8 protein-coding genes and 1 pseudogene are annotated in these 13,891 nt (G+C 70.2%); 8 read left to right on the forward strand and 1 reads right to left on the reverse strand.

Annotated elements, in window-relative coordinates; genetic code table 11:
• The first annotated feature begins 52 nt into the window (after positions 1-52).
• The 5 genes from K6T84_RS11375 (at position 53) to K6T84_RS11395 (ending at position 9,719) form a co-directional block, all read left to right on the forward strand.
• The gene (locus K6T84_RS11375) at positions 53-949 is read left to right on the forward strand and encodes an adenylate/guanylate cyclase domain-containing protein (protein ID WP_304621263.1); all 897 of its coding nucleotides are present in this window, start codon (positions 53-55) and stop codon (positions 947-949) included.
• 113 nt (positions 950-1,062) lie between these two features.
• Complete coding sequence (locus K6T84_RS11380; RefSeq protein ID WP_304621262.1) at positions 1,063-5,160, forward strand: PE family protein; 4,098 nt, start codon at positions 1,063-1,065, stop codon at positions 5,158-5,160.
• A 126-nt stretch (positions 5,161-5,286) separates the two neighbouring features.
• A complete protein-coding gene (gene pheS / locus K6T84_RS11385) occupies positions 5,287-6,330 on the forward strand; it encodes a phenylalanine--tRNA ligase subunit alpha (RefSeq protein WP_225400215.1) in 1,044 nt (347 codons plus the stop codon).
• A complete protein-coding gene (gene pheT / locus K6T84_RS11390; protein ID WP_225400214.1) occupies positions 6,330-8,810 on the forward strand; it encodes a phenylalanine--tRNA ligase subunit beta in 2,481 nt (826 codons plus the stop codon). The genes pheS and pheT overlap by 1 nt, the downstream gene beginning before the upstream one ends.
• 246 nt (positions 8,811-9,056) lie before the next feature.
• Positions 9,057-9,719, forward strand: coding sequence for a hypothetical protein (locus K6T84_RS11395; RefSeq protein ID WP_225400213.1), 663 nt, complete (start codon positions 9,057-9,059; stop codon positions 9,717-9,719).
• 13 nt (positions 9,720-9,732) lie between these two features.
• Here the strand turns inward: K6T84_RS11395 and K6T84_RS11400 are convergent, their stop codons facing one another.
• Positions 9,733-10,932 carry an NAD(P)/FAD-dependent oxidoreductase gene (locus tag K6T84_RS11400; RefSeq protein ID WP_225400212.1) on the reverse strand — a complete coding sequence of 400 codons (1,200 nt, stop codon included), beginning with the start codon at positions 10,930-10,932 and terminating at the stop codon, positions 9,733-9,735.
• 186 nt (positions 10,933-11,118) lie between these two features.
• Between K6T84_RS11400 and K6T84_RS11405 the strand changes: the two genes are divergently transcribed.
• From K6T84_RS11405 to K6T84_RS11415, 3 genes and pseudogenes are all read left to right on the forward strand, one after another.
• On the forward strand, positions 11,119-11,376 hold the full coding sequence (locus tag K6T84_RS11405) for a YgaP family membrane protein (protein WP_225400211.1): 258 nt from the start codon (positions 11,119-11,121) through the stop codon (positions 11,374-11,376).
• A gap of 92 nt (positions 11,377-11,468) precedes the next feature.
• Positions 11,469-12,350, forward strand: coding sequence for an alpha/beta fold hydrolase (locus K6T84_RS11410; protein ID WP_225400210.1), 882 nt, complete (start codon positions 11,469-11,471; stop codon positions 12,348-12,350).
• Positions 12,347-13,792: pseudogene (locus K6T84_RS11415) on the forward strand (dihydrolipoyl dehydrogenase family protein). Before K6T84_RS11410 ends, K6T84_RS11415 begins: the two are co-directional and overlap by 4 nt.
• Positions 13,793-13,891: the final 99 nt, after the last annotated feature.

Here is a 13,891-nt window from a genome sequence, read left to right on the forward strand (position 1 = left end):
CACGTCGCTACGTCGTTGCCGCTAGCCGTTACAGCCACCTACTCTGAGGCGCATGGACCTTGAGTCGGTCGGCGAACACGCCGGCGAGCTCGAGGAAGCGGGAGAGATGGCCGAGCACGTCCGCCGCCGTTCGTTCTTCCTCGATGACGCCGCTGCCTGGCTGAACCGCACCACCAACGACGACCGAGTGGTCGATCTGGTGCGCCGGGTGCGCCGCTCGCTTCCCGGCGACCCGGACTTCGGCGACCCGCTGTCCACCGCGGGCGAAGGCGGCCCGCAGACCGCGGCGCGGGCGGCCGACCGCCTGATGGGGGATCGGTCCGCGGCGTCTCGTGAGGTCAGCCTGGGTGCGTTGCAGGTCTGGCAGGCACTGACCCAGCGGGTGTCGCGGGTTCCGGGCAACGCCGAGGCGACGCTGGTCTTCACCGACCTGGTCGGTTTCTCCACCTGGTCGCTGCAGTCCGGTGACGATGCCACCCTCACCCTGCTGCGACGGGTGTCGCAGGCCGTCGAGCCGCCGCTGCTCGACGCCGGCGGCCGGATCGTCAAGCGGATGGGCGACGGGTTGATGGCGGTGTTCCGCAACCCGCTGGTGGCGGTGGCCGCGGTGCTGCAGGCGCAGGAGGCCATCGCAACGGTCGAGGTCAATGGTCATACGCCGCGGATGCGGGTCGGTATCCACACCGGTCGGCCGCAACGGCTGGCCGACGACTGGCTGGGCGTGGACGTCAACATCGCCGCCCGGGTCATGGAACGGGCCACCAAGGGCGGCATCGTGGTGTCCGGACCGACCCTGGAGCGCATCGCGCCCGAGGAACTCGCGGAGCTGGGTGTGGTGGCCAAACGGGCCCGCCGTCAGGTGCTGGCGCCCAAGACCACCGGTGTGCCGGCCGACCTGATGATGTATCGGCTCAAGGTGGTTGACCGCGAGACGCCCGCCGAGGGCTGACCGCGAATCCCGCGCATGAGTGGAGGAACCCGGTTCCTTGGAATAGGCTGCGTGAGCAACATAACTTTCTGGGTCGTCCACTCAGGTCATCTTCAGTGCAGAAGCGGGGAATCATGTCGCGTCGGGAGCAGCGCCGTAAGGGCACCAATCGGTTGGTGGGGGCCGGCGGCACTGCGGCGGCGTTCCTGGCGTTCGGCATGGCCCCGCTGACCGCGGCCCCCGCGGCGCACGCCGACCTCGACTTCGACTGGCTGACCGACCTGTTCGCCCCGGCCCCGGACGCGACCCCGTGGTGGGACAACAGCGGCGTGGACTCCAGCACCTGGGACATCAGCTCGTGGTTCGGACCCGCCGACCCGGGTAGCGCCGATGACAGCTCGTCCGCGTTCGATCTGACCGCGCTGTGGAACACGCTGTTCTACCAGCCGATGTACACGGCCATGGAGGCGTGGATCGAGAATCCGGCCAACGCGTCGATCCTCACGATGATCAACTCGCTGAACACGAATGACGCTTACTGCGGCCTGATCTGCAACGGTGCGGACGGCACCGAGGACAGCGTCAACGGCGGTAACGGCGGCTGGTTGTTCGGTGACGGCGGGGCCGGCTTCGATGGCGGTTCCGGCGGTAACGCCGGGATGGTCGGCAACGGTGGTGCCGGCGGAGATGCCACCGTCGGTAACGGTGGTGCCGGCGGTCTCGCCGGCTCGATCATGGGCATCGGCGGCGCGGGCGGCGACGGCGGCGCGGGCGGGAACGGCGGCGACGGCGGTGCTGCCAACGGCTGGCTGTTCGGCATCGGCGGCGCGGGCGGGGACGGCGGTGCGGGCACGGCCGGCGCCGCTGGCATAGCTGGTGTTTGGGGCACCAACAACGGGCTTGGTGACAATGGCGGTGTCGGTAGCGCGGGCGGCACCGGTGGCAAGGGCGGTAGCGCCAGCTCCCTGCTCGGCGGTGGTGGCGCGGGTGGTAACGGCGGTGCTGGTGGACAGGGCGGCCAAGGCGGCACGGGTGCGGCCGGCGACGCCGACCACCTCAACGGTGGCACCGGCGGCAATGGCGGTTCGGGTGGTGCGGGCGGTGCGGCCGGCGCCGGTGGCTCCGGTGGCACGTTCGGCACGAAGGGTGCCGACGGCACGGCCAGCACGGTCAACGGCGATGGCGGCCAGGGCGGTACGGGCGGCGCCGGTTTGGCCGCCGGCGCCGACAACGTTGCCGGCGCGGGCGGCCTGGGCGGCAACGGCGGCAGCGGCGGCGAGAGCGGCAATGGTGGTACCGGTGGTTCTGGCGGCGTAGGTGGTGCCGGTGATGACACGCAGGCTGCCGGAACCGGCGGTCACGGCGGTGAAGGCGGTGACGGCGGCAAGATCGGCAACGGCGGCACCGGTGGTGTCGGTGGTGCCGGTGGTGTCGGTGGCACCTACACGGACGCTGTAGGTGGCACGGGTGGTGTCGGTGGATCCGGTGGTGCCGGCGGTACCGACGCGGGTAATGGCGGTGCCGGCGGTGTCGGTGGTGCCGGTGGCGCCGGGCACGACGGGATCAAGGGCGACAACGGTGCGGCCGGTGACTTCACCACCGGGAACGGCAACGGCGGCGACGGTAAGGCCGGTGGCCACGGCTTCGACGGCGGTCAGGGCGGCGCCGGTGGCGCAGGCGGTGCAGCTCAAAGCGACACGGGCACGGACGGGGCCAACGGCGACGGTGGGGTCGGCGGCGCCGGTGGCGCTGCGGGCGCGGGCGGCGATGGCGGCAACGGTGCCGCGGGTACCTGGGCGAACGGCGGCACCGGCAACGGCGGCAACGGCGGTCAGGCCGGTGCCAATGGCACCGGCGGCACCGGCGGGGTCGGCGGCGCGGCCGGCGGCGCAGGCGCCACCGAAGGCGACGATGGCGCTTCGGGCAGCTCTGATCCCACCGAGGCCAGCAAGGGTGGCAACGGCGGTGACGGTGCCGCGGGTGTCGCGGGCCATGAGGACGGCGGCAACGGTGGCACCGGCGGCAACGGTAAATACGGCGGCGATGGCGGCAGCGGCGGCAATGGCGGTGCCGCGCTCGTGGGCAGCGACGGCGACGGTGGCAACGGCGGTGCCGGTGGCAATGGCGCTGACGGCAATGGGTCCAAGTCGAGCGATGGCGGCGACGGCGGCCAGGGCGGTAATGGCGGCGCGGGCGCTGGCACCGGTGCTGGAGGGCTCGGCGGTAACGGCGGCCACGGTGGTAACGGCGGCGCCGGTTCGACCGGAGCCGAAGGCAGCTTCGCCAACGGCGGTACCGGCAATGGCGGTAATGGCGGCACCGGCTTCAACGGTGGCAAGGGCGGCGCAGGCGGTGCCGGCGGCGGATCAGACGAGTCCGGAACCAACGGCAGTGGTGGCACCGGCGGTACGGGCGGCCAAGCCGGTGCGGGCGGCAACGGTGGCAACGGCGCCGATGGTGACTGGGATTCGAAGGGCCAGTATGGCTTCGGCTCCGGTGGCACGGGAGGCAACGTCGGTACGGCTGGCACCGTGGGCACGGGCGGCGCTGCGGGTGAAGCAGGCACTGGCGGCACCGGTGGCGTAGCCGGCACTGCGGGCGCGGATGGCGTAGGGGTTGTCCCTGGCGCGCACGGTGGCGATGGCGGTGACGGCGCCGAGGGCGACTCCCTCCACCTCAACGGTGGAGCCGGTGGCGACGGCGGCAACGGCGGTACCAACGGCAACGGCGGCAATGGCGGCACGGGTGCCAACGGTGTCGGCTACGACGACGACACGAAGGACACCGGCAATGCGACCACCGGCGGCAACGGTGGTGCCGGAGGCAACGGCGGTGCCGGCGGCACGGTAGAGGGCGACGGTGGCACCGGCGGTAACGGCGGCAATGCTTCCCCCACCACCAACCCCGACTACACCAACACCACCACCGCGACCAAGGGCGGCAGTGGCGGCGCCGGCGGCAAGGGTGGGGCCGCGACCAATGGCGATGGCGGCAACGGCGGCAAGGGCGGCAATGCCGGCACTGGCACCCAGTATGGCGGCACCGGCGGCGCTGGTGGTGCTGGTGGCGGTGGTACCACCGGCGGTGGTATCGGCGGCGACGGTGGGGCCGGCGCGGTCGCGACCGGCTGGAATTCCGATGGCACCTGGGGCATCGACGGATTCAGCAACAAGTTCGGCGCGGGCACCATACTCGGCGTGTCCGGCGCCGGTGGGGCCGGCGGCGCCGGTGGGGCTGCGACAACAGGCGACGGCGGCACCGGTGGCAATGGCGGCAACGGTGGCGGAGACACAGCCAGCGCAGGCACACGGGTGATCTGGGGTGGCGCGGGCGGTGCCGGTGGTGCCGGTGGCGCGGCGACCGTCAGCGCCGGCACTGATGATGCCCCGGCCCCGACCAGCGGCGACGGTGGTATCGGCGGTAATGGCGGGCAAGGCGGCCAGGGCACCATCACCGGCGGCAGCGGCGGCAACGCCGGCGCCGGCGGCGCCAGCACAAGCGGCAAAGGTGGCGACGGCGGCGTCGCAGGAAACGGTGCTGCGGCTTCGGGCTGGAACGACGCCAACGGCAGCCTGGCCGGTAAGGGCCAGATCCTGGGCTTCGGCGGCAGCGGTGGCAACGGTGGGGCCGGCGGTAACGGCGTGACCGGCGGTAACGGCACCGACGGCGGTACCGGCGCGGCTGGCATTTCCGGCGGCAACAAGTTCGGCTCCGGTGGAACCGGCGGCAATGGTGGGGCAGGCGGCACCGGCACCACCGGCAACGGCGGCAACGGTGGCGACGGTGGTGCCAGCGGTGACGGAAGTTGGCGGGCCCACGACGGCGGTGCCGGCGGCGCCGGCGGCAGCAGCACCAGCGGCAACGGCGGCACCGGCGGCGAAGGTGGTCAGGGCGGTTCCCTCACCGCCGGTGGCGGAACTGCGCCGACCAACGGCCAGGGAGTCATCGTCGGCAACGGTGGCGCGGGCGGCGCGGGTGGCAGCAGCACCGATTCCGCCACCACAGCCCAAGGTGGCGTCGGCGGTCAGGGCGGCAACGGCGGCAACGGCACCGGCTCCACCAAGGGCGGCACCGGCGGCACCGGTGGCACCGGCGGTGCGACCGGCGCCAACAAGGGCACGGCCGGAGCCGCGCCCACGGCTCCCACCACCACGACCGGCGGCGAAGGCACCGCCGGTGGTGCACCCGGTGCCAAGATCACTTCGCCCAGCACGGACGAGGGCACCAGCTAGCACGGCAGACGAAAGCCTCGCACGCCCCACCGCGTGCGGGGCTTTCGCCGTCAGGTCGATAAGATCGGCACTTGCGTCACGCCCGTGTCGCAGTCCGACCTGCGCACTCGAGGAGAACGTCGCCGCGTGGCCGATCAGCCCGTCGATCTGTCCGAGGAAGCCCTGGCCGTCGCGGTCAGCGCTGCCCGAGACGCCTTCACCGCCGCCGCGGACCTGGACGCCCTGGCGCGGGCCAAAACCGAGCACCTGGGTGACCAGGCGGCGCTGGCGCTGGCGCGGCGGGCCCTGGGTGGCCTGCCCAAGGAGGACCGCGCTGATGCGGGCCAGCGGATCAACGCCGCCCGCGGCGCCGCCCAGCAGGGCTACGACCAGCGGCTGGCCGAGTTGCGTGCCGAACGTGACGCCGCCGTGCTGGTCGCCGAGCGTATCGATGTCACGCTGCCGTCGGCGCGCACCCGCGTCGGCGCCCGGCACCCCATCACCATGCTGGCCGAACACGTCGCCGACACCTTCGTCGCGATGGGCTGGGAGCTGGCCGAAGGCCCCGAGGTCGAGGCCGAGCACTTCAACTTCGACGCACTGAACTTCCCCGTCGACCACCCGGCGCGCAGCGACCAGGACACCTTCCACATCGCCCCGGCCGGGTCGCGGCAACTGCTACGCACCCACACCTCGCCGGTGCAGATCCGGGCGCTTTTGGCCCGCGAACTGCCGGTCTACGTCGTCTCGATCGGCCGCACCTTCCGCACCGACGAACTCGACGCCACCCACACCCCGGTGTTCCACCAGGTCGAGGGGCTGGCGGTGGACCGCGGCCTGACCATGGCGCATCTGCGCGGCACCCTGGACGCGTTCGCGCAATCCGAATTCGGGCCGGCCACCCGCACCCGCTTCCGGCCACACTTCTTCCCGTTCACCGAACCGTCGGCCGAGGTCGACATCTGGTTCGAGGGCAAAAAGGGCGGCCCCGGCTGGGTGGAATGGGGTGGCTGCGGGATGGTGCACCCCAACGTGCTGCGCGCCGTGGGCATCGACCCGGACGAATACTCCGGCTTCGCGTTCGGGATGGGATTGGAGCGGACCCTGCAGTTCCGCAACGGCATTCCCGACATGCGCGACATGGTCGAAGGTGATGTCCGGTTCTCCCTGCCGTTCGGGGTGGGTGCCTGATGCGTATTCCCTACAGCTGGCTGCGCGAGGTACTGACCGCGGGCGCAACGGGTTTCGACATCTCCGCGCAGGAGATGGAGGAGGCGCTGCTGCGGGTCGGCCACGAGGTCGAGGACGTACACACCCTGGGGCCGGTCACCGGCCCGTTCAAGATCGGCCGGGTCGTCGAGATCGAGGAACTCACCGAGTTCAAGAAACCCATCCGGGCCTGCCGTGTCGACGTCGGCGAAGCGCAGCCGCGTGACATCGTGTGCGGCGCCACCAATTTCGCGGTCGGTGATCTGGTGGCCGTGGCGCTGCCGGGAGCGGTGCTGCCCGGTGATTTCGCCATCGCCACCCGCAAGACCTACGGCCGCACCTCCGACGGAATGATCTGCTCGGCGTCGGAAATACGTTTGAGCACCGATCATTCCGGCATCTTGGTGTTGCCGGCGGGTACCGCAGAGCCGGGCGCCGACGCCCGTGAGGTGCTGGGCCTCGACGACGTGGTCTACGAGCTGGCGATCACCCCGGACCGCGGCTACTGCATGTCGGTGCGCGGTCTTGCCCGCGACCTGGCCTGCGCCCTGGACATCGACTTCGTCGATCCCGCTGCGGTTCCGGCGCTGCCGGCCGAGGGCGAGGCCTGGCCGCTGAGCGTGCAACCGGGCACCGGGGTGCGCCGCTTCGCGCTGCGCAGCGTCACCGGTATCGACCCGGCGGCGGTCTCGCCCTGGTGGCTGCAACGCCGGCTGGCGCTGTGCGGCATCCGGGCGATCTCCCCGGCCGTCGACACCACCAACTACGTCATGGTCGAACTCGGCCACCCGATGCACGCCCACGACCGGGCCCGCATCACCGGCGGATTCGGCGTCCGTTTCGCCGCGGCCGGCGAGACCGTCACCACCCTCGATGACGTCGAGCGCAAGCTGGATGCGGCCGACGTGCTCATCGTCGACGACGTGGCCACCGCCGCGATCGGCGGCGTGATGGGCTCGGGCAGCACCGAAATGCGGGACGACTCCACCGATGTGCTGCTGGAGGCCGCGATCTGGGACCCCGCGGCGGTGTCACGCACCGCGCGGCGGCTGCACCTGCCCAGTGAAGCCGCGCGGCGCTACGAACGCTCCGTGGACCCGGCCATCTCGGTGGCCGTGCTGGACCGCTGCGCGACCCTGCTCGCCGAAATCGCCGGGGGAGTCGTCGAACCGAGCCTGACGGACTGGCGCGGTGAGCCGGCGGTTCAGGACTGGAGTCAGGCGCCCATCGAGATCGCCGCCGACCTGCCTGACCGCTTCGCCGGGGTGAGCTACCCGCAGGGCACCACAGTGCGTCGCCTGACCCAGATCGGTTGTGCGGTAACGGGTACCGAGGTGCTGACCGTCACCCCGCCGAGTTGGCGGCCGGACCTGCGCCAGCCCGCCGACCTGGTCGAGGACGTGCTGCGGCTGGAGGGGCTGGAGACCATCCCGTCGGTGCTGCCCGCCGCACCGGCCGGGCGCGGCCTGACCGCCGCCCAGCGGCGCCGCCGTGCGATCGGCAAGTCACTGGCGCTGGCCGGCTACGTCGAGGTACTGGGTTCGGTGTTCTTGCCGGCCGGGGTGTTCGACACCTGGGGCCTGCCCGACGACGACCCGCGCCGCGCCACGGTGTCGGTACTCAATCCGCTGGAATCCGACCGGCCGCAGCTGGCCAGCACCCTGCTGCCCGGGCTGCTGGAAGCCTTGGGGCGCAACGTGTCCCGCGGCATGAGCGACGTCGCGCTGTTCGCGATCGCCCAGGTGGTGCAGTCGGCGGGCCCGGCCGAGTTCCCGGCCGTCACGCCCGTCCGGCGTCCCACCGACGCCGAGATCGCGGCCATCGATGCCGCCTTGCCGCGTCAGCCGCAACACATCGCGGTGGCGCTGACCGGCCTGGCCGAACCGCGTGGCCCGTGGGGCCCGGGCCGGCCGGCCGACGCCGCCGACGCCATCGAGGCCGCCCGGGTGATCGCCCGCGCCGCCGGTGTCGAGGTGACGCTGCGCGCCGGGGCATACCTGCCGTGGCATCCGGGCCGCTGCGCCGAGGTGCTGATCGCCGACACCGTGATCGGGCACGCCGGGCAGCTGCATCCGGCCGTCATCGAACGCGCCGGACTGCCCAAGGGCACCTGTGCGGTCGAGTTGAACCTGGATGCCATCCCGGTGAGCGCGGCGCTGCCTGCGCCGCGGGTGTCGCCGTTCCCGGCGGTGTTCCAGGACGTCGCGCTGGTGGTCGATGAGGCGGTGACCGCCGCATCGGTGGCTGACGCGGTTCGTGAGGGCGCCGGTGAGCTGCTGGAGGACGTCGCGCTGTTCGACGTCTACACCGGCCCGCAGGTCGGCGAGGGCCGCAAGTCGCTGGCGTTCGCGCTGCGCTTTCGAGCCGCCGATCGCACGCTGACCGAGGACGAGGCGAGTGCGGCCCGCGACGCCGCCGTCGCCTGCGCCGGCGACGCCGTCGGCGCCGCGCTGCGGGGGTAACACTTCCCGCGCCGCAGAGGAGCCACGTAGTACCACCGACGGCCGACCGGGCCATCGGGGATCGGCAAATGCACCCGGCCCCTCTGCGGATCAGTTGAGGAATTCGCAAGGCGGGTTCAGGCCCGCAATTAAGTAGCTCCCGTCGAATCCGGCAGATATTGCAGTGGAGCTCTACTGAGCTGGTCGCAGCGAATGCGAGTGACGATTCTCACTGGTTCAACTCGCAGCCGGTGAACGGAGCTGATCATGCAATTGGCAATTCGTCCCATGGTCACCTTTGGCGTCGCGGTGATCGGCGCCGTCCTGATTCAGGTCACGCCCCTGGCCGAACCCACTGTCGGCTATCGCGGGGTCGAACTCGCTGCTGCCGTGGACAGCATCGACTTAGTCGGCTCGGTCGATGCGTTGGTCGCCGGTGCGTGGACGGCAGGAGTCGGAGTGTCCACCGCCGATCTCGGCTCCGAGCAGCCGAACCCCGCCGACATGGTCCTCCCTCTGTACCTGGACCCGGAATTTTGGCAGGCTTGGTGGGACGAGCTGACAACCGGTAACGGCGTCGGCGCCTGGTTCATGCTGATCAATGCCGCAGCGGAGCTTCCCATAATCGGCCCCATTTTCTCGGTCATAGGGCTTGCCTCAATATTCGTGCCAATGTGGTTGGCTACCATTCCGCATATTGAGTTTTCTGGCTTCGACGGCAATCCTGCCGTTGCCGAGGGAGTGGGAGTTCTGGGAGACGGTGCAGCCCCTGACTTGGATCTCGGTGCCGTGATGCCGATCCTGGACTCCAGTGCGACAGGCGACCTGGGCAGCGCATTCGACTCTGCCGGAGTTGCGGACATCGCGACAGTGCCCGACATCAGCCCGATCCCGGACCTCGACGGGGTTCTGACGAGTCTCATGCCCTGATGCCGAGCGACAACTACAGCAGCACAGGGCGTTCGGTCTCCCAGAGCGCACGCCACTGGTGTTCCTCGTCACTCTTCTGGCGGTTGAGTTCCGCCGATGGGCTGCTGAGGTGAATCTCGGGGGGCTCGGCGAAGAAGTCGCCCGCGCCCCGCGACGACGCGCCGGCCCCGGTGTCCAGATAGCAGTAGCCCTGTCCGGAGAGTTCCTCGGTGCGGTCGAGGATCCCCAGATAGTGCAGGGCACTGCGGGTCGCCGACACCGCGCCGTTGCGGGCGAACGCCGCTGCCTTGGGCAACGATCGACCCCAGGGCGTGGTGACGGTCGTGGTGTCGCCAATCGCGTAGATGCCCGGATGTCGGGTTGCCATGGTGGCGGTATCGACGCTGATCCAGTCCTCGTCACCGATGGTGATGGCCGGGCGGTGCGGCGGGATGAACATCAACAAGTCGAAACCGGCCTCGGTGCCGTTGTCGAAGGTGACTACCCGGCGCGCTGCGTCAACGGCGGCGACCTGATGTTCGGCGTGGAATGCGATGCCACGCTGCCGCAGGAGCTCGACGAGCTCGCCCCCCGCGTAGGGGCCGGCGGACGGCATGGGTTGCACTTCGGGCGTGTAGGCGGTGATCTCGGTGGCGGCTCGTGCACCCGTGGTCTCCAGCAGGTCGGCGGCAAGCATCGCGCCCTCGTAAGGAGCCACCGGGCAGCGATAGACCGGTGAGGTCACCAGGAACATCAGTCGCCCGCCGGTGAAGCCGCTCAGGGCACGGTGCGCCTCGGCTGCGGCGTCCCGGTCGTAGTAGTGAACCGCCACCCCTGTGGTCACCGCGTCGGTCAGCCCGGGCACGCGATCCACGGCGTTGTGTGCACCGGTGGCCAGGATCAGGGCATCGAACTCCAGCGTGGTGTCGTCATCGAGGGTGACCTGTTGCCGCTGCGGGTCGATGGCACTGACTCGGCCGGTGACCCGGTTGACCCGGTTCAGTGCGGCCTCGGTGGGCCGGATCGGCACGCTGTCTGGTGCCCGCCAGCCTCGCATGACCCACGGCAGGGTGAATCCGAGGAAATGGGAGAAGTCCTCGTCGACGATGGTGATGTCGATCTTGTCGAGTATTGCTGCTGCCGAGCCGAATTCGGCTATCTCCTTGATAACGCTCAAGCCGCCGACGCCGGCTCCGAGGATGAGCAGTTTCTTTGCGACGGGGGCGTGCGGCATGGGTGCTTCCTTCCATCGGTGGTTCGGTGCGGGTCTGGCTCAACCGCGGTCCGGGGCAAGATCCGGTAATACCCGCTGGGGTATATTTGATACCCTAGCGGGTATACGCAGTGCGGTCCAGTGCGGCCGCGGACACGAGGGAATGCACCGATGGAATGCGACCAAGCTGCTACTGGAACTGAACGGGTGACCTTCAAGCCGCCGCGCCCACCGGGGTGGCCCTTGGAGCGTGTTCTGCATCTGATGGCGGGGACCGTGGTGCTGACCAGCGCAACGCTGGCGTACCTCTTTGGCCCGCTGTGGCTCATCCTGACCGGCTTTGTGGGCGCCAGTCTGCTCCTCGACGCATCCGTGGGCTGGTGTCCGGCGAGCCTGGTGCTGTACCGCCTCGGTATACGCACTTCCGCGGAGTGCGGGCTGCACCGAGCCAGCCGCATTCCGTAGCGGCCTGTTGCGAAACCCTGTGCGGGTGCATGCTGGGTGGCACGGCTCCGCATGACCGCGGGGTGCGGGGGAGTCTCCCGAAGGGATCGCACATGGCGGCCGTTCATCACCGCTACCTCACCGTCGACGGGCACCGGATGTTCTTCCGCCAGGCGGGGGAGCCTGATTCGCCCGCCGTGGTGCTGTTGCACGGCTTTCCGACCAGCTCATACATGTTCCGGAACCTGGTGCCGTTGCTCGCCGACCGCTACCACGTCGTCGCGCCGGACCACCTGGGCTTCGGGCTGTCCGACGCCCCGACCGTCGAGGACTTCGACTACACCTTCGACGGCCTCACCGAGCTGACCGCGAGCTTGCTGCGAGCCCTGGGAATCCGCCGCTACGCGATGTACGTCCAGGATTACGGCGCACCGATCGGATGGCGGTTGGCGCTGGATGACCCGGAATCGATCACCGCGATCATCACGCAGAACGGCAACGCCTACGACGCCGGATTTGTCGAGAGCTTCTGGAAGACGGTGCGGGACTACCAGTTTGCCCAGACCCCCGAGAGCGAGGCCGCGGTCCGGCAGTTCCTCACTCTCGAGGCCACCCGATGGCAGTACGTCACCGGAGTGGCCGATGAGACTCTGGTGGACCCCGAATCCTGGTGGCACGACTACACGTTGCTGTCGCGTCCCGGAAACGATCGGGTGCAACTGAAACTGTTCCGGGACTACGCCAGCAACGCACCGATGTATCCCCAGCTGCACGACTACTTCCGGGCCAGCCAGGTGCCGTTGCTCGCGGTCTGGGGTCGCGGTGATGAGATCTTCGGTCCGGCGGGTGCGGAAGCCTTTGCAGAAGACCTGCCGGCCGCCCAGATCCACCTGCTCGACGGCGGCCACTTCCTGCTCGAGTCCGCACTGACCGAGGTCACTGCACTGATCCGCGCCTTCCTCGCCACGGCATTTCGAGAGGAGTCGACTCCATGACGCAACGGGCCGAAACCTATGACGTCGTCGTCCTCGGCGCCGGACCGGTCGGCGAGAACGTCGCCGACCGCGCCCGGGCCGCCGGATTGAGCGTGGCGATCGTGGAACGCGAACTCATCGGCGGCGAGTGTTCCTATTGGGCATGCGTGCCCAGCAAGGCCCTGCTGCGGCCGGCGCTCGCGATCGCCGACGCCCGCCGCGTTGCCGGTGCCCGTGAAGCCGCCAGTTCCCGGATCGACGCCGCCGCGGTCTTCGTGCGCCGCAATCACTCTGTCGGGGACTGGAACGACGCCGGGCAGGCGGACTGGATCGAGGGGATCGGCGCGACGCTGGTGCGCGGCCACGGACGGCTGGACGGGCCGCGACGGGTGGTCGTCACCACCGATGGTGGCAAGGTGATCCTGACCGCCCGGCATGCCGTCGTGGTCTGCACCGGGACCAGGGCGGTCCTGCCTGATCTGCCCGGCATGGTCGAAGCCCGCCCGTGGACGAATCGTGAAGCCACCGAGGCGAGTTCGGTCCCCGGGCGGCTCGCGGTGGTCGGCGCCGGTGGAGTGGGCGTCGAAATGGCCACCGCCTGGGCGGGTTTGGGTGCAGCGGTGACGCTGCTGGTGCGCGGGGCCGGGCTGTTGCCGCGGATGGAGCCGTTCGTCGGCGAATACGTCGCTCGCGGGCTGACCGACGCGGGTGTCGATGTGCGCACCGGGGTTTCGGTCGCCAGGCTTGAGCGTGCAGGTGACGGCCCGGTGCGCCTGGAGCTGACCGACGGCAGCGCGCTTGACGTCGACGAGATCCTGTTCGCGACCGGCCGCGCACCGCTGACCGATGACATCGGGCTTGAATCGGTGGGACTGACCCCGGGCGATTGGCTCGACGTCGATGACACCTGCCGGGTCAAGGCGATTGATGACGGCTGGCTGTACGCGTGCGGCGACGCCAATCATCGCGCATTGCTGACCCACCAGGGTAAATATCAGGCGCGTATCACCGGCGACGCCATCGGTGCCCGGGCCGCTGGGATGCCGTTGGACATCGCGCAGTGGGGCATTCATGACGCCACCGCCGACCATCACGCCGTGCCGCAGGTCTTCTTCACCGACCCCGAGGCCGCCGCGGTCGGACTCACCGCCGAGCAGGCACACAAGGCAGGCCACCGGGTGTAGGTGGTGGACGTGGAGATCGGCGACGCGGTGATGGGGGCCAAGCTGCACGCCGACGGATACACCGGGCGGGCACGCATGGTCGTCGACGCCGAACACGAGCGGCTGCTGGGCGTGACGTTCGTCGGCCCCGGGGTCGCGGATCTGCTGCATTCGGCCACCATCGCGGTCGCCGGTCAGGTGCCGATCAGCCGGCTCTGGCATGCGGTGCCGTGTTTCCCGACGATCAGCGAGGTGTGGCTGCGGCTCCTGGAGGCCTACCGGGATGCGGAGCGGGGCTAATTTGCGCCGAGCGTGCAGAAATGTACGGTAAAACGCAGGTCGGGGCGGGACCTTCCTGCACGCTCGCGGGGGAGATACCTAATTAATTTGCTTATAAAT

Source organism: Mycobacterium zoologicum, assembly GCF_020181635.2.
Taxonomy (GTDB): Bacteria; Actinomycetota; Actinomycetes; order Mycobacteriales; family Mycobacteriaceae; genus Mycobacterium; species Mycobacterium zoologicum.

Coding starts and splice junctions, on each gene's coding strand:
- K6T84_RS11410 (WP_225400210.1), top strand. CDS start 11,469: ATGGCGGCCGTTCATCACCGCTACCTCACCGTCGACGGGCACCGGATG.
- pheT (WP_225400214.1), top strand. CDS start 6,330: ATGCGTATTCCCTACAGCTGGCTGCGCGAGGTACTGACCGCGGGCGCA.
- K6T84_RS11380 (WP_304621262.1), top strand. CDS start 1,063: ATGTCGCGTCGGGAGCAGCGCCGTAAGGGCACCAATCGGTTGGTGGGG.
- K6T84_RS11395 (WP_225400213.1), top strand. CDS start 9,057: ATGCAATTGGCAATTCGTCCCATGGTCACCTTTGGCGTCGCGGTGATC.
- K6T84_RS11400 (WP_225400212.1), bottom strand. CDS start 10,932: ATGCCGCACGCCCCCGTCGCAAAGAAACTGCTCATCCTCGGAGCCGGC.
- K6T84_RS11375 (WP_304621263.1), top strand. CDS start 53: ATGGACCTTGAGTCGGTCGGCGAACACGCCGGCGAGCTCGAGGAAGCG.